General features: G+C 62.3%; 17 protein-coding genes. 8 read left to right on the forward strand and 9 right to left on the reverse strand.

The genetic code is table 11. The features are described from left to right. The first annotated feature begins 118 nt into the window (after positions 1 to 118). Positions 119 to 826 (forward strand): response regulator, encoded by a 708-nt coding sequence (locus H7688_RS03330; RefSeq protein WP_183359594.1) that lies wholly within the window; start codon positions 119 to 121, stop codon positions 824 to 826. Here the strand turns inward: H7688_RS03330 and H7688_RS03335 are convergent. The 6 genes from H7688_RS03335 to ybaK form a co-directional block, all read right to left on the reverse strand. Then, positions 819 to 1382: a hydrolase gene (locus tag H7688_RS03335; RefSeq protein ID WP_183359595.1), complete on the reverse strand. Its 564-nt coding sequence runs from the start codon at positions 1380 to 1382 to the stop codon at positions 819 to 821. The two genes, H7688_RS03330 and H7688_RS03335, sit on opposite strands and share 8 nt — an antisense overlap. Before the next feature lie 244 nt (positions 1383 to 1626). After that, entirely contained in the window at positions 1627 to 3063 is a 1437-nt protein-coding gene (locus H7688_RS03340; protein WP_183359596.1) for a sigma-54-dependent transcriptional regulator, read from the reverse strand. Positions 3064 to 3199: 136 nt separating this feature from the next. Then, on the reverse strand, positions 3200 to 4288 hold the full coding sequence (locus H7688_RS03345; protein WP_183359597.1) for a two-component system sensor histidine kinase NtrB: 1089 nt from the start codon (positions 4286 to 4288) through the stop codon (positions 3200 to 3202). Further along, entirely contained in the window at positions 4281 to 5246 is a 966-nt protein-coding gene (gene dusB / locus H7688_RS03350) for a tRNA dihydrouridine synthase DusB (RefSeq protein WP_183359598.1), read from the reverse strand. Before dusB ends, H7688_RS03345 begins: the two co-directional genes overlap by 8 nt. 240 nt (positions 5247 to 5486) lie before the next feature. Continuing rightward, the gene (locus H7688_RS03355; protein ID WP_183359599.1) at positions 5487 to 6317 is read right to left on the reverse strand and encodes an SIR2 family NAD-dependent protein deacylase; all 831 of its coding nucleotides are present in this window, start codon (positions 6315 to 6317) and stop codon (positions 5487 to 5489) included. A gap of 13 nt (positions 6318 to 6330) precedes the next feature. Further along, a complete protein-coding gene (ybaK, locus tag H7688_RS03360; RefSeq protein ID WP_183359600.1) occupies positions 6331 to 6813 on the reverse strand; it encodes a Cys-tRNA(Pro) deacylase in 483 nt (160 codons plus the stop codon). 163 nt (positions 6814 to 6976) lie between these two features. On the opposite strand from ybaK, the gene H7688_RS03365 reads away from it, so the two are divergent. The 7 genes from H7688_RS03365 to H7688_RS03395 all read left to right on the forward strand — a co-directional run bounded on the left by H7688_RS03365 (position 6977) and on the right by H7688_RS03395 (position 11904). Then, entirely contained in the window at positions 6977 to 7348 is a 372-nt protein-coding gene (locus H7688_RS03365; RefSeq protein ID WP_246329695.1) for a response regulator, read from the forward strand. Between the two features lie 5 nt (positions 7349 to 7353). Further along, entirely contained in the window at positions 7354 to 7869 is a 516-nt protein-coding gene (locus H7688_RS03370; protein ID WP_183359602.1) for a YkgJ family cysteine cluster protein, read from the forward strand. Positions 7870 to 7973: 104 nt separating this feature from the next. After that, the gene (locus tag H7688_RS03375; RefSeq protein ID WP_183359603.1) at positions 7974 to 8213 is read left to right on the forward strand and encodes a TIGR03905 family TSCPD domain-containing protein; all 240 of its coding nucleotides are present in this window, start codon (positions 7974 to 7976) and stop codon (positions 8211 to 8213) included. Positions 8214 to 8234: 21 nt separating this feature from the next. Further along, positions 8235 to 8477 (forward strand): hypothetical protein, encoded by a 243-nt coding sequence (locus tag H7688_RS03380; protein ID WP_183359605.1) that lies wholly within the window; start codon positions 8235 to 8237, stop codon positions 8475 to 8477. 220 nt (positions 8478 to 8697) lie between these two features. Next, on the forward strand, positions 8698 to 9468 hold the full coding sequence (locus H7688_RS03385) for an enoyl-ACP reductase FabI (protein WP_183359607.1): 771 nt from the start codon (positions 8698 to 8700) through the stop codon (positions 9466 to 9468). Positions 9469 to 9586: 118 nt separating this feature from the next. Beyond that, positions 9587 to 11269: a GTPase HflX gene (gene hflX / locus H7688_RS03390; RefSeq protein ID WP_183359609.1), complete on the forward strand. Its 1683-nt coding sequence runs from the start codon at positions 9587 to 9589 to the stop codon at positions 11267 to 11269. A gap of 14 nt (positions 11270 to 11283) precedes the next feature. Continuing rightward, the gene (locus tag H7688_RS03395) at positions 11284 to 11904 is read left to right on the forward strand and encodes a trimeric intracellular cation channel family protein (RefSeq protein ID WP_183359611.1); all 621 of its coding nucleotides are present in this window, start codon (positions 11284 to 11286) and stop codon (positions 11902 to 11904) included. A gap of 96 nt (positions 11905 to 12000) precedes the next feature. Here the strand turns inward: H7688_RS03395 and H7688_RS03400 are convergent, their stop codons facing one another. The 3 genes from H7688_RS03400 to H7688_RS03410 all read right to left on the reverse strand — a co-directional run bounded on the left by H7688_RS03400 (position 12001) and on the right by H7688_RS03410 (position 16116). Beyond that, positions 12001 to 12714 carry a cytidylate kinase-like family protein gene (locus H7688_RS03400; protein WP_183359613.1) on the reverse strand — a complete coding sequence of 238 codons (714 nt, stop codon included), beginning with the start codon at positions 12712 to 12714 and terminating at the stop codon, positions 12001 to 12003. Positions 12715 to 12904: 190 nt separating this feature from the next. After that, a complete protein-coding gene (locus H7688_RS03405; RefSeq protein ID WP_183359614.1) occupies positions 12905 to 13849 on the reverse strand; it encodes a GGDEF domain-containing response regulator in 945 nt (314 codons plus the stop codon). Beyond that, complete coding sequence (locus H7688_RS03410; protein WP_183359615.1) at positions 13846 to 16116, reverse strand: PAS domain S-box protein; 2271 nt, start codon at positions 16114 to 16116, stop codon at positions 13846 to 13848. Before H7688_RS03410 ends, H7688_RS03405 begins: the two co-directional genes overlap by 4 nt. Between the last annotated feature and the right edge of the window lie 165 nt (positions 16117 to 16281).

The following is a 16281-nucleotide window of genomic DNA, read 5'->3' on the forward strand; positions in this document are numbered from 1 at the left end:
CGGGCAGCACCGCGGAGAGGTTCCTCTTCAGATTTGCCAATGATTACCGATGAGATGGTGTGGGGGCGGGTACGGCCCTCGGTGATATAGGGGCTTTCCCGACAAAGAGGAAGGGCACATGGCCAAGAAGGTTTTGCTGGTGGACGACGTCAGCATGTTCATAGAGCTGCAGAAGGACTACCTGCAGTTTTCGGCGGTCGACATTCTCACCGCGCGCGACGGTAAGGATGCGCTCGCCATCTGCCAGGTGGAACAACCGGTGCTGGTCTGCATGGACCTGAACATGCCGGTCATGAACGGCGCGGAGTGCTGCCGGGCGATCAAACAGAATCCCCACTTGCGGGAGACCAAGGTCATCCTGATCACCTCGGAAGGGAGGGATCCGGACCGCCGGATCTGCTTCGAGGCCGGCTGCGACGAATTCATCACCAAGCCGCTGGATCGCAACATCTACCTGGAGACCGCGCGGAAGCTGCTTCCGGCGATCGATCGGCGCGACAAGAGGGTCGCCTGCCACCTGAACGCGAAATACCGGGCGTTCGGGGTTACCCTTTCGGGAATCGTGCTGAACCTGAGCCAGCACGGCGTCTATCTCGCCACCAACCACGACATGGCCGAGGGGAGCATCGTCGACCTGATCTTCGCCCTTCCCGACCCGTACGGTTCCATCATCCAGGTGCGCGGACGGGTCGCCTGGCTCAACACCAAGACGACCCGTCTCAAAGATTCCATCGCCGAAGGGGTCGGCATTGAATTCCTCACTCCCGACGAGAACACGACCAGGGATCTGGCGCATTTCGTAGAGAGCGAGCCGGGAATTACCTGACCAGTTTCGAGAGCTTCTTGAACTCCTCGGTTCCCGCCACCTTGAGGAGTTGAAAGAGGACCGCCTCGGTCGAGGTCAGCACCACTCCGGCCTGCTGCATGGTCCTCATGGCGGTCTTCCAGTTTGCCTTACGCCGGCTCATCACCGCATCGCACACCAGGTGCACCACGTAACCCGCGTTCAACAGTTCCAGCGCCGTCTGCAGCACGCAGACATGGGTTTCCATCCCGGTCAGGATCACCTGACGCCGTCCGGTTTTCGCCAGGGTATCCAGGAACCCTTCCCCTCCGCAGCAGCTGAACGTCATCTTCTCGAGGCTCGCCGTCGTCAGTTTTTCTTTGAGCGCCGGGATCGTCTCCCCCAGCCCCTTGACGTACTGTTCGGTAGCGATGGCCGGGACACCCAGTTCCTGCGCGGCCTCCAGCAGGATGCCGATGTTGCCGGTCAGCTGATCCAGCACCGTGGGATCCATGGCCCGGCAGAGCTTTTCCTGCACGTCGACCACCACGAGCTGCGCGTTGTTGCGATCCAGAAAGAATCTCTCCATCAAGGTCATAGACGCTCCTTGGAAGCAATTGACAATTGACAGTGGACAATTGACGATTAACTTCCTGTTCTTATAGCTTCGGAATACCTGCCGGATTACACATTTCTAGAAGTTCATCTCGCTCAGCAACCTCAGTAGTGCCCTTTTGATTCTAACTGTCAATGGTCAACGGCCTTGTCATGTTTCTCATTGTCAATCGTCAACTGTCAATTGACAGGTATTCTTGTCAATCGCCAACTGTCAATTGCCTTCCCTACTCCTTGCGCAGCTCTATCCCCAGTTCGGTTATCTTCTTGCGCAGGGTGTTGCGGTTGATGCCGAGGATGTCGGCGGCACGTACCTGGTTGCCGCGGGTCTTCTCCAGGACGAAGCGGATCAGCGGGCGCTCGACCTGCTCCAGCACCATGGCATAGACGTCGCCGCTTTCCATGCGCTCCATGTTGCTGAAACTGCCGCGCAGCTTGACGTCCACGATCCCTTCCAGGGAGAGCTCCTCCCCCTTGCCGTCCTCCTGGCGGGTGGTGAGCCCCGGGAAGTCGCCGGCCACCAACAGCGGATCGGGCGAGAGGATCACGGCACGCTTGATGGTGTTCTCCAGCTCGCGGATGTTGCCGGGCCAGTTGTAGCTGGTGAGCAGGTTCAGCGCGTCGTTGGAGCAGCGCTTGGGCGGTACGTCGAGCTCGTTGCAGATCTTGCCCAGGAAGTACTCGACCAAAAGCGGCACGTCCTCGGCACGCTCCCTCAAGGGGACCAGGTGGATCGGGATCACGTTGAGACGGTAGTAGAGGTCTTCGCGGAACTGCCGCTTGCGCACGCTCTCCTCGAGATCCTGGTTGGTCGCCGCCACGATGCGCACGTCGACCGGGATGCTCTGGTTGCCGCCGGTGCGGGTAATCTCGCGCTCCTGCAGGACGCGCAGGATCTTGGCCTGCAGGTCGAACGGCATGTCGCCTATCTCGTCGAGGAAGATGGTGCCGCCGTTGGCCTGCTCGAACTTGCCGAGTTTGCGCTCGGTGGCGCCGGTGAAGGCCCCCTTCTCGAAGCCGAAGAGTTCGCTTTCCAGCAGCTCGCTGGGGATAGCGGCGCAGTTAAGCGGCACGAAGGGCTTCCCCAGGCGCCTCGAGTTGTAGTGGATGGCCCGGGCGATCAGCTCCTTGCCGGTACCCGATTCACCCTGCACCAGCACGGTCACGTCGCTCGGGGCTACCTTGCCGATGGTCTTGTAGATCTCGCGCATGGCCGGCGAGTTGCCGATGATGGTCTTCTCGAGCTGGTAACGGTCCTTGAGCTCTTCCTTCAGAAGGGAGACCTGGCTGGTCATCTCGCGCGCCCGGCTCACCTTCTCGACCAGAGCGTCGATGACCCCTAAATCGAAGGGCTTGGTGAGGTAGTCGTAGGCGCCGCGCTTCATCGCCTCGACGGCGTTCTTCATGCTCGCCTCGGCGGTCATGATCACCACCAGGAGATCGCTGGAGGCCTCCTTGATGCGATCCAGGAGATCCAGACCGGTCATCCCCGGCATCTTGATGTCGAGAAGCGCCAGGTCGTAGACGTTCTCCTTGATCAGACGCAATGCTTCCTCGCCGTCGCGGGCCAACTCGACGTTGAAGCCTTTCTTGCGCAGGGCCTTGGAAAGGACCCAGCGCATGCTCTCTTCATCGTCGGCCACTAAAATGTTGTTGATGGACATGAGACACTCCTCGAGTCGGGGTCAGCATCGGGATCGTCGTTGATCCCCGCTCTGGGTCCGGCGACTGCGGTTGATAGGTGCATTGCAGTGAGGCAGAACGAGCACGACACACTCCGGCTACAAACCGGAGACGCAGCTACTGAATCAGGGGAAGCATCACGGTAAACACGGTACCGCGAGAGGGATCGGAATCGACCTTGATCATCCCGCGGTGCTCGGAGACGATCTTCTGGCATATGGCAAGGCCAAGTCCCGTCCCTTTGGACTTGGTGGTGAAAAAGGGGGTGAACATGTTCTCCAGCACCTCGGCCGGGATCCCCGGACCGTTGTCGGCGACCTCGATGGCCACCATGCGGGCACGCCGTTCACCCTTCTGGTTCATGCTGTAGTCGGACAGGACACGGCTGCTGACCTTCACCATGCCGTTTTCCCCCACCGCCTCCTGGGCGTTCTTGATCAGGTTCAAAAAGAGCTGCGTCAGGAGCGACTCGTCGGCCAGGATGGGGGGGATGCTCGGGTCGAAGTACTGCTGGATGGAGACCTTGCGCCCCTCTTCGACCGCCCGGCGCTGCAGCAGCACGATGTCGGAGAGCACCCGGTGCAGGTTCACCTTGGTGAGCTTCAGGCGCCCCGGGGAGGCCAGGGCCAAAAGCTCCTCCACGATGAGGTTCACCCGCTGCACCTCCTTGAGCATCACCCGGATGTACTCGCGCAGGTCCTCGTTTTCCGGAAACTCCATCTCGAGCAACTGCGCCGCACCCTTGATGCCGCCCAGGGGGTTCTTGATCTCGTGGGCAAGTCCCGCGGCCAGGGCCCCCAGCGACGAGAGCCGGTCGGCCTGGCGCACCGCATCCTCCAGCTCGCGCACGTTGGTAAGGTCGCGCATGAGCAGGATGGTGCCGATCCGTTCGCCGCGGGAGTTCAACAGCGGCGAGGTGCTGGCCCCCACCGGGGTGAGCCTGCCGCCGCGCTTGAGGACTATGTTCTCGTGGTCGGAGACCGACATCCCGGTTGCCACGGTCTTCGCCACCATTTCGTTGAGGGCTTCCTCACCCTTGAAGATATCCCGGAAGGGGCTCCCCAGCGCCTGGCGCCGCGACACTGCAGCCATCTCCTCGGCGGCCGGGTTCACCAGGGTCACCACGCCGTCGTTGTCGAGCACGATGACACCGTCACCGACGCTGTCGACTACGTTTGCGTAGTAGGCCTCCATCCGATCATCCATGAAAGAAGTTCTCCATAGTCTCGATGAGTTTGGGCAGGGTATCGATGGCGTTCACCGCCGCGCGGAACTGGGCCGCCCCCGGGACCCCCTTGGAGTACCAGGAGAGGTGCTTGCGCATCTCCAGAAGGGCGACCCGCTCTCCCTCTTGTTCGATGAAGAGTTCCAGGTGGCGCTTGGCGACTGCGTAGCGCTCCGCGACGCTCGGTTCCGACGCCTCGCTCCCCTCTAAAAGCTTAAGGGCCTCGCGGAAGATCCAGGGGTTCCCCATGGCGCCGCGGGCGATCATGACGGCGTCGCAGCCGGTCTCGTCGAGCATGCGCTTGACGTCGTGGGCACTGAACAGGTCGCCGCTGCCGATCACCGGGATCGTGAGTGCCTGTTTCAGTTCGGCAATCCGGGACCAGTCCGCCTTACCGTCGAACATCTGGGAGCGGCTTCTCGGGTGCAGGGTCACCGCGTCGCACCCCTCTTCCTGGGCGATCCTGCCGATCTCCAGGAAAGTCTCGTCGCCCGCGGCCCAGCCGGTGCGGATCTTGACGGTAAAGGGGAGCTTCGTGGCCCCGCGCACCGCGCGAATGATTCCCGCTACCTTCTGGGGATCCTTCAAAAGTGCACTGCCGGCGCCGGTACCGACCACCTTGCGGACCGGGCACCCCATGTTGATGTCGATGAGCTCGCCGTACCCTTCCACCAGGCGGGCTGCTTCGGCAAGCATCTCCGCCTCGTCGCCGAAGAGCTGCATCCCGATGGGACGGTCGTCAGGAACCGTCTTTAACAGCTCGAAACTCTTACGTCCCTCGCGGGTGAGACCGTTCACGCTCACCATCTCGGTAAAGGTGAGCGAGGCTCCGCAGGCGCGGGCCATGAGCCTCATCGGGAGGTTGGTGATACCCGCCATCGGGGCGAGAAACACCGGATTTGCCAAGCAAAGGGAGCCGATGGCTACCGTTTTCTGCATACAGGTTCTCTTTCTATTCTGCCTAAAAATTGGGCATTCTAGCACAGCGAAATTAAAAGGCAAGGCTTATTTACGGGGGATCACCTGGAAGTTTCACAGCAGGTATGGGGACTTAAGGAGTGGAAGGGGTCGCAACCGGGACGCAGTCGGGATTCTGACACCCCAAAAAACGGCGGGACCTGGCATCGCACAGCGTCCCGCCGTCCTGGTTGGCCTGTGGGACCCGAGAGCCTGAGCCCGTCAGGCACGCAGTTCCGCGTCGATGCCGGCAAGCCCTTCGAGGGCCCCGCAGGGGAGCGGAAGGTGCGGCGGGGGGACCTGGGGCTCACGGGTGTTGATCCGGATCACCCTCGCGCCGCGCAGGCTCCCGAGCCGCTCGCTGGTAGCCCGCACGGTGGGTACGGCCGTCCCGGCGCCCAGCTCTATCACCACGAGTTTCCGGTCATGCTGGGCATTGAGGAAGCTGTTGAAGTGCTCGCGCTGGCGCCGGGTGCGCTCTTCCACCCAGCTCCAATCCCCGAACATAAGAATATTGGGTCGTGCCACGGCCCCGCAACGCGGACACAAGGGGAGCTCCTCGGCACGCATGGTCTCCTCGTCGATTATAAAGCTCGCCCGGTTCTCCCAGATCCGGTCGCTGCAGGGACGGGTGCACTGCAGGTGGTGAATCGAGCCGTGAAACTCGAGAATCTCAGCTTCGGCAAAGCCCGTCTTTTGGAACTGGCCGTCCACGTTCGAGGTAGCCACGAAAAAGGGGAGCCGGAAGCGCCCGATCCAGTCGAGCAGGATCCGGAACCCGTCGTGCGGCACGGTGTCGCGGTAGAGGTTGGTGCGGTGCCCGTAGAAGCCCCAGCCGAAGTGCGGATCGCGCTCGAAGTGCTCGGGGTTCGCGGCGTCGACGAAGCTGAGACCGAGTTTCGCGTAGAGCGGATAGGCGCGCCAGAAGCCGGCGTCGCCGCGGAAGTCGGGAAGCCCGGAATCGACCCCCATCCCCGCCCCCGCCGTGATGACCAGCGCCTGCGCCTCGCGCACCAGCTGTGCCCCCATCCGAAACCGCTCGGCAAGCTCCATCACAGCCTCCTTTTTAGATCGCCACGTTCACCACCGTCGGTTTGAGCACCCGGACCAGCTCCGCAGGGGTAAGGGAAACCAGAAAACCGCGGCTGCCACCGTTTATGTAGATAAGCGGGAGTTCCAGGATCCCCTCCTCGAGGTAGACCGGCATCTGCTTCCGGGTGCCGAAGGGGGAGGTACCGCCGACCATGTACCCTGAGTGGCGGTTGGCGGTGTCAGGCGTACAGGGCGCCACGCTCTTTGCCCCGATCTGGCGCGCGAGCTCCTTGGTGGAGACCTGGCGGTCGCCGTGCATCAATACGACAAGCGGCGCCTTCGTCTCGTCCTCCATGATCAGGGTCTTCACCACGCAGTGCTCGGAAACGCCCAGTTCACGCGCCGAAACCGCGGTCCCCCCCTTCTCTTCGTAGGTATAGGGGTGCTCGCCGAAGGAAACCTTTTCCTGGCGCAGCACCCGGATCGCCGCCGTCACCGGTGACTTCACTTTTGCCATCAGTTGCTCCTTTGCTTCCGCCGGCATCCCAAAAATGGGCTTGCCAGCCGGATTCATAAACGTTATAGATACATATCACGACTCTTTCAGCCATACAACAGCGCAAAGGGGTACCCGTTCTATGGTCAGTGGCAATCCGGATACACCAGCCAAAGTCCTGGTAATGGATGACGATGAAATGGTCCGCTTCGTGGCAGGGGAGACCCTGAAACGCTACGGATTCGCCGTCGAGTTTGCCAGCGATGGCCTGGAAGCCGTGGAACTGTACCGGGAACGCCGCCAGGCGGGCGACCCGTTTGCCGCCGTGATCCTCGATCTGAACATCCCCGGAGGGATGGGGGGCGAGGAGGCCATGCAGCGCTTGCTGGAGATCGACCCGGAGGCCAAGGGGTACGTCTCGAGCGGACGTACCGACGACCCGGTCATGGTGAACTACCAGGATTTCGGCTTCAGCGGCACCATCGAGAAGCCCTACTTCTACCTCAACAAAGAGCTGATGCACTCCTTCTGCAAGGCGCTACAGGGAACCGACTAAAGGCCATGCCCGGACTGGACAACTACCGCGCTCTGCGTGCCCGCATCGACGAGATGTATCGGAGCACCGCAGAGCGTTTCCATGAGCAGATCGTCTGCCGCCCCGGCTGCGATTCCTGCTGCCGCCATCTTTCCATCTTTGCCGTCGAGGCTGCCGCCATTACCCGGGCACTCCACGAACTCCCCGTCGAACAGGCACAAGAGATACGCGCCGCCGCGGCCCAGGCCGCAGCAGACGGTCCCTGCCCGCTGCTTAAGGGCGGGCTGTGCCTTTTGTACCAAGCGCGCCCCATCATCTGCCGCACCCATGGGCTGCCGCTTTTGTTGAGCCGCGAGGGAGCCAACCAGATCGACTTCTGCCCCGAGAACTTCCGCGGTCTCACCAGCATCCCGGGCAACGCGGTGCTGGACCTTGAGCGCCTGAACGAGGCGCTGGCTGCCATAAACGCCCTCTACCTGCGCAGTTTTCCCGGCCCCGAGCGGCTCACCCTGGCCCAGGCCCTGCTCGCCGAGTCCGATTGACTTTTGCCCCCACTAACGGTATAGAACCAGATGCTTTCGGTCCGGATTCCTCAACGCCGGGAATCTGCACCGAAAAGTACCTATTTTCCTACAAGGAGTAGTAGATGCGCATCAGTTACCAGACCTCGGGAAGCTGCGCTTCCCGGATCGAGATCGAAGTAGACAACGGCGTCATCGTCGCCACCGAATTCATCGACGGATGTGCCGGCAACACCCAGGCGGTATCGGCACTGGTGCGCGGCATGCAGGTGAGCGAAGCCATCACGCGGCTCAAGGGAATCGCCTGCCAGGGTGACACCTCCTGTCCGGACCAGTTGGCACGGGCACTGGAGCAGGCACTCTAACAGTCAATACGGGAGGAGCTCATGGAAATTTTCGGCGGTTTCATGATGATGCTCAGCATCCTCGGGTTCTTCCTGACGGTGATCTGGTTCATCCTCCCCTTCGTGATCTTCAACATCAAGGGTCGGGTCGAGCGGTCGCTGGTTATTCTCGAGGAGCTGGACCGGCGACTGGTGGCGATCGAGGCGACGCTGAAGGCACGCGAGGTAGCGACCGTGCAGGAACAACCGGTGCACGCTGTCGAGGTGGCTGCACCGCACGAGTAAGCACACCCGTCAGGAAGACCGTGCCAAGGGGACTCAGGCAGCTTGGCCAGCAAGGGGCGAATCCGGTATTCGCCCCTTGTGCGTTCAGGGCTTCACGGCCAGGAAGGGCGACAGGCCAGCAAGTCTTGCAAAAGTTAACGTTTTTCATTACTATCTGCTGTTATGCGCCAGCAGCCTACTAGAAGGTTTTAATCTGCCACGTGGGGCAGGAGGGAGATTCATGGGTTTACTGGAAGGAAAGAAGGCACTTATCTTCGGCGTCGCCAACGACAAGAGCATCGCCTGGGCTGTGGCGGAGGCTTACCGTCGTGAAGGTGCCGAAGTGGCGCTTGCCTATGCTGGCGAGGCGGTAGCCAAACGGGTACAGCCGCTGGCTGAAAGCATCGGGGCGAGCCTGGTACTCCCCTGCGACGTGCGCAGCGACGCGGACCTCGCAGAACTCTTCGCCAAGATAGGCGAGAGCTGGGGCGGGCTCGACATACTGGTGCACTCGGTCGCCTTTGCCAACAAGGAGGAGCTGAAGGGGAGCTTCCTCAACACCACCCGCGAAGGGTTTGCCACCGCCCTCGATATCAGCGCCTACTCGCTCATCGCCATGGCCAAGGAAGCCGCCCCCCTCATGCAGGGGAGAGACGCCAGCATCCTCGCCATGACCTACTACGGCGGACAAAAGGTATTTCCCAACTATAATGTCATGGGCGTCGCCAAGGCAGCCCTGGAGATGACCGTGCGGTACCTGGCCGAAGCGGTCGGGGCGGACGGTACCCGGGTGAACGCCATCTCGGCCGGCCCCCTGCGCACCCTGGCCTCGGCGGGCGTGGGCGGCTTCGGCCAGATCGCCGGGCACGTCGCCAGCAAGGCGCCGCTGCGCCGCAACATCAGCCAGGAGGAGGTGGCGGGCGCCGCCGTCTACCTGGCAAGCGACCTGTCCCGCGGGGTAACCGGCGAGATCCATTTCGTCGATGCGGGCTACAACGTCATCGGCCTGTAGCAGGAAGCCGGAAAGCTAGCGAATTCGAGCGGGAGGAGCAGGCTTCACGGCCTGCGCCCTTCCGGGCAGCGCGCCATCGACCTTGGGAGGAAGCGCCATCAAACAGCTACACGGAAACATGACCGGACTGAAGCCGAACCAGGTCAATCGACTCGAGCGTCTCTACCGCCGCCGCAGCAACCACGGCGAGCTGATCTCGCTGGAACTGGCACGCGAGCTGGTCGAGATCTCCCTGGAGATACGGCGCCAGGTCGGCATCCTGATCAACCGGATCGGCGAGATCGCCTACGTCATCGTGGGTGACGAGCGCGCCATCATGATCCCCAACCTCACCGACTACCCGCTGGGCAAACGGCTGTTGCGCGGTCTGCGCCTGGTGCATACGCACCTCAAGGGTGAACCGCTCTCCGACGACGACCTAACCGACCTCTCCCTTTTGCGCCTGGACATGATCGCCGCACTGCAGCTCACCCAGAGCCCGGAGCGCTTCTCGATCCAGACCGCGGCACTGGTCCCCCCCGAATCGAACTCGCGCCCTTACCAGGTGGAACCATCGGTTCCCTTCGCAAAGTTCGACCTGCACTTCAAGAATTTCATCGAGATCCTGGAACAAACCCTGGAGCGCGGCCTGCAGGAAGGAAAGGCCGTCACCACCAGCCAGGAGCGCGGCATCCTCATCTCGGTGACCCGCTCTTCGCAGGAGGAGGCCGAGGACTCCATGGAGGAGCTGAAGGAGCTCGCCCGCACCGCCGGGGTCGGCGTCCTCGACACCGTGATCCAGCGTCCCAAGGAGTTCAACCCGCGCTACCTGCTGGGTGAAGGGAAGATCCGCGAGGTGGTCATCAAGGCGCTCCAGTTCGGGGCCACCATGCTGGTCTTCGACCAGGAGCTCTCCCCGGCCCAGGTCCGTTCCATCTCCGAGCTGACCGAGATGAAGGTCATCGACCGCAGCCAGCTGATCCTGGACATCTTCGCCCGGCGCGCCACCACCCAGGACGGTAAAGTACAGGTTGAACTTGCCCAGCTGAAGTACCTGATGCCCCGGCTTACCGGGCGCGGGGTGCAGATGTCGCGGCTTATGGGGGGGATCGGCGGCCGCGGGCCAGGCGAGACCAAGCTCGAGATCGACCGGCGGCGGATCCGCGACCGGCTCGCCCACCTGGAGCGCGAACTGAAGGAGCTCTCCAACGGGCGCTACCAACGGCGCCAGAAGCGTGTCAAGGCGGGGATCCCCATCATCTCCATCGTCGGCTATACCAACGCCGGGAAATCCACCCTTTTGAACACACTCACCAAGAGCGAGGTCTTTACCGAGGACCTGCTCTTCGCCACCCTCGATACCTCGTCGAGGCGGCTGCGCTTCCCCATGGACCGCGAGGTGATTATCACCGACACGGTCGGTTTCATCCGCAGCCTGCCGAAGTCGCTCATGGGCGCCTTCAAGGCGACTCTCGAGGAACTCAAAGACGCCGACCTGCTGATCCACCTGGTGGACTGCTCCAACCCGCGCTTCGAAGAGCAGATCCAGAACGTCGACGCCATCCTCGCCGAACTGGAACTCGCCAACAAGCCGTGCCTGGTGGTCTTCAACAAGATCGACCTGATCGCCACCCTGAAACAGCGCGACCCGCTGGCCTTCATGAAGGTGCGCCAGGCGACGCGCAAATACCACGCTATCACCATCTCCGCGCAGGACCGCAAGAGCCTGGAGCCGCTTTTAAAGGAGCTGCAGCAGCGCTTTTGGCACGACGTCGTCGACTACCAGTCGGCCCAGGATGTCCCGCTGGAGCTGGACGAGTAGGAGCGACGCATCCCATGACCAGCCAATTCGAAATAATCTACGCCCTGGACCTTCTGGGGACGGTGGCCTTTGCGGCTTCGGGCGCGCTCGCCGGTGTGCGCCGCGGCATGGACCTCCTCGGGGTCGTGGTGCTGGGCATCGTCACCGCGACCGGCGGCGGTGTGGTGCGCGACCTCCTTTTGAACGACACCCCCCCCTTCTGCTTCAAAAACGAGCTCTACCTCTACCTGGCGCTCGCCGCCTCCATCGTGGTGTTCCTCACGCCGCGCAGCTTCGAGCGGATGAACCGCGCCATGCTGCTGTTGGACGCCCTGGGGCTGGGAACCTTCCTGGTGATCGGCACCTCGAAGGCGCTCAACTATCACCTGGGTTTCATGGGTGCGGTGATCATGGGTGTGATGACCGCCACCTGCGGCGGGCTGATCCGTGACACGCTCAGTAACGAAATTCCGCTCATCCTGCAGCGCGAGATCTATGCCTCGGCCTGTGCCGTGGGGGGTGCACTCTTCTACCTGTTCTACCGCCTCGGCCTTCCCTCTGAGGTAAACCTTACCGTTTCGGCCGCCACGGTCATCGCCATCCGCTGCACTGCGATCCTGAAAGGGTGGCAATTGCCGCGCGGCAAGGTGCTGTAGCGGATCTGGTTCCCTGATGCGCAGACGAAAAAACGCCCACCGATGTAATTCGGTGGGCGTTTCTGTTTTCAGCACCGCAGATTAGTGTCTCTCCCCCTACCCTTTCCTCATTCCGGACTGGATGTGGTAACAGATCATCTCGGCGATCTGTTCCACCGAGTTGGTGGCGCGGTTGAAGATGACATCGTAGAGGGTAGGATCTGTCACGTCGCGGTTCAAGAAGTCGGTGATGAAGGCGTTACGCTGCTTTTGCTGCTTGATGATGAGCTTGTGCGCCTCGTCCTCATCCATGTGGTGGCGCTGCGCGAAGGACTTCACCTTGAACTCCATGGGGGCCACGATGCGGAACTTGTGACAGTTGGGCATCTTCTGGGTGAGAATACCGGCACCCACCCCGATGATGATCACCTGCCCCGCCCGGGCGAAGGGGATGATCTGGTGGCACAGGTGCTGGTAATAGTCCCTGTCGCTGGTCCAGTCGGTGAGGATGGTGGACATCGCCTCGTCAAGGAAGCTGTTTTTGCCACCCAGGTTCCTGAAGATCTCCTCCGAGACCTCCCGGTTCTGGGCCATCTTGTCCAAGGTGGCGCGGTCCAGGATTCCCCAGGCAGCACCGGTGCGCTCTTGGAGCAGCATCTGGACCCGTGCGGCGACCGGCAACCCTTCACACCCGAATTCCCTGGAAATGGTGATGGTTGGCTGGTCGGGAACCGGTTCGGTCCTGACGTTGATGCGCTGGTTCCTGCGACTGAGTTCTACAAGGGCATCGAGTCTCTTTTCAATGGATGCAACGAGTGAAAGCGGTGACATAGGCTACCTCCTGTTGATTGTCGCAATGTCAGTGTCCATTCAAACAGACGCTCGCATCCTATCAGCTGACCGATTCCGGTCTTGAAGCCAGATTGTTTACGCTGGTATTTCTTATACAGCTAAAGATCTCCTTTTCAAGCTGACGTTTCTGTCAGAAAAACGGCAGCAAGGGGAGTATCAGAAGCCCGGTTCAGTCATGGTTGGGGCAGCTCCGCGAGCCGATGCACTCCGCTACCTCGACCCGGTTGCGCCCCTTTGCCTTGGCTTGATAGAGGGCATCATCCGCCGCCTTTAAGAGCCCACGCGCACCATCGCGCCCCGCCACGACCCCGCTGGCGGCCACTCCGAGGCTCATGGTGACCTTCAGCGCCCCCTCGGTAGTATCCATCGGGCGGTCGGCGATGCCGGCGCGCAACCGCTCGGCAAAGGCCCGGGCGCACCCGCCGCAACATTCCGGAAGTACCATGAGAAACTCTTCCCCGCCGTAGCGCCCCACCGAGTCGTAAGGGCGCATGAGCCTCAGCATCCGCTGCGCAGTGGTCCGGAGCACCTCGTCGCCGGCCAGGTGACCGTGGGTGTCGTTCACCTGCTTGAAGTGGTCCAGGTCGGCCATGATGATGGTGAAACAGCCGCCATCGCGCTCCACCCGGGCAAGCTCCTTGTCCAGCGCGTCCAGGATCTCCTCGCGGTTCTCCAGACCGGTCAAGGCATCGTGCGTCGCCTTCTCCTGCAACACGGCCCGGGCCGCCAGGAGTTCCTCGTTCAATTCGATGATGCGCCGCCCCGCCCTGAGCCTTACCCTCAGTTCGTTCAGTCTGAACGGTTTGATCAGGTAATCGTCAGCGCCCGCCTCCATCCCCTGCACCAGGTCCTCCTCGCGCTGCTGCGAAGTGAGCAGGATGAGGTACAGGTAGTGCTCCGGCTTTTCGGCGCGCATCCGGCGGCAGATCTCCACCCCCTCCATCCCCGGCATCTTCCAGTCCAGGATGGCCAGCCGCGGCGCGTCCTCGCCGGAGAGGATCCGGTAGGCCGCGCTGCCGTCCTCGGCGACCTGGACCTCATAGCCCCAGCCGGTCAGGATCTTTTCCAGGATCTGCCGGAAGGCCGGCTCGTCTTCGGCGATCAGTATCCTCACGCCCCCGCCTCCTTGCCCCCCGTGCCGAGTCCCCCTGCGGGAGGCAGAGTAAACGAGAAAGTGGCGCCGCGGTCCGGCTCCCCCTCGGCCCAGATGCTGCCGCCGTGCCGCCGGATGACGCGCTCCACCGTGGCAAGGCCGATGCCGAAGCCACGGAACTGCTCCGCCCCCGGCAACCTCTCAAACGGATTGAAGATCTTTGCCGCCTGCTCCTGGTTGAAACCAGGGCCGTTATCCCGCACGTAGTAGACCGGTCGGCCGTTAACATCGCGAGAACCGAACTCGATGACGGCACTCGCTTTACTGCCGGTGTACTTCCAGGCGTTGCCCAGGAGGTTCAAAAGCACCACCCGCAGCAGGTTGGCATCCCCGTAGGCCACCGCACTCTTGGCGATATGGACCTCGACCTGGCGCTGCGGTTCGGCGACCTGCATCTCCTGGAGTATCTCGCTCGCCAGGGCCGAAAGGTCGACCGGCTCCCGGCGCAACTCCGCGTGGGCCAGGCGGGCAAAGTCGAGGAGCGCGTCGATCAGCCGGTTCATGCGCTGCACCCCGTCCAGCACCGCCTGCAGAAAGTCCCGACAGTCGCCGGGGAGTTGGGTGCCGCAAAAGGTGTCGATGGCCTGGCAGAAGCTGCTGATCACGGTGAGCGGTTGGCGCAGGTCGTGCGCCACGCTGTAGTTGAAGGCCTCCAGGTCGCGGTTGGCCAGTTCCAGCTGTTTGGCCCGGGTCGCGAGGTCGGCGTTGAGTCGCACGATCTCCTGTTCCGCAGCCTTGCGCTCGCTGATGTCGCGTGCGATGGTGGAGGCGCCCACGATACCCCCCTGTTCGTCGCAGATCGGCGAGATGGTGAGGGCAACCGGTATCTGGCTGCCATCCTTTCTAACCCGCAGCGTCTCCAGGCGCTCGATCCGCTCGCCGCGCCGCATCGCCTTGAGTATCCCCTCGATCTCGTCGGGCATGGTGTCGGGGGTCAACAGCGAGATGTGCCTACCCTTCACCTCCTCGGCCCGGAAACCGTAGATCTTCTCGGCACCGCGGTTCCAGCTGGTGATGATGCCGTCCAGCGTCTTGCCGATGATGGCATCCTCCGAGGATTCCACGATGAGCGCCAGCCGGTTGCGCTCCTCCTCCGCGCGTTTGAGTGCCGTCACGTCGCGGGTGATGGTGAGCAGGCATTCGTTCCCCTCTATCTCGATGATCTCTAGCGAGAGCAGCCCGTTTATCGACCTGCCATCCCTGGTGCGCAGCACCGTGGGGTAATCCCTGACCATCTGGTTGTCGTGCAGCATGGCAATCAGGAGCTCCCGGTCGCGGGGAGAGTCCCAGATCCCCAGTTCCTGCGAGGTGCGCCCCAGGACCCCCTCACGCTCGAAACTCAAGGTGCGCAGGAACTCCTCGTTCACATCGAGGTAGCGCCCCTCCGGCAGCGTGCTTATCGAGATGAGGGTGGGGGCGGCGTGGAAGGCCTTGGAAAATTTTTCCTCTGATTCGCGCAGTTTCTGGTCGGCGAGTTTGCGCTGGGTGATGTCGGTGAACTGGATGCCGACCTGCCGGCGCTTCGCGGCGCCGAACCGGAAGGCATAGACGGAGAACCAGCGCCCCAGCGGCTTGGAGCGGTTTTCGAAATGTACCGGTTCTCCGGACTGGGCCACGGCGGCGTAGGTATCGACCCAGTGCTGTTCCAGGTCCGGCAGCAGTTCCCGAATCCGTTTGCCGCTGGCACCGACGAGACCCGCGTGTTTCTCGAATGCCTGGTTGGTCTCCAGGAAACGGTAATCCACCGGGTTGCCGGCCTCGTCGTAGAGCATCTCGATGATGCAGAAGGCGTCGTCGATCGTGTTGAAGAGGATCCGGTAGCGGTTTTCCGACTCGCGCAGCACCTCCATGTCCCGTTTGCGCTGGATCGCGTTGCGGATCGAGCGTGCCAAAAGCGCGGCGTTGAACTCCCCCTTGATGAGATAATCCTGGATATCGAGCTGCCAGGATTTCAGGGCGATCTCCTCGTCCTCCAGCCCGGTTAAGACCATGATCGGCGTCAGCGGCACCCGGGCACGTACCCTGAGTGCCGCCTCAAGCCCCTGCCGGCAGTCGGGAAGGCCGAGGTCAACGAGGACGATGTCGTAGGACCGGCTCTCGAGAAGTGCCAGCCCGTCGCGCAGCAATTCCGCGACCTGCACCGCAAACTCGGGGTCGCGGTTTTCGGCCAGCATCCTACGGATCAGGTCCGCGTCGGACGGGTTGTCCTCGATAAGGAGAATTCGCAATTCGCCACCAGGCATGCGGTACCTCGGGTTTTAAGAGGGGTGAACGGTTGCACTGCAGCGCCGGAAGCTCCCCGGAAATGCAGCACGACCCTTGGGAAGGAGGTGGACCAGTTGACCTCGACTGCCGGAAGCGGCGCTGGCGAGCCGGGGGCCCAGGCACTCGAA

Source organism: Geomonas limicola (assembly GCF_014193675.1).
Classification (GTDB): Bacteria; Desulfobacterota; Desulfuromonadia; order Geobacterales; family Geobacteraceae; genus Geomonas; species Geomonas limicola.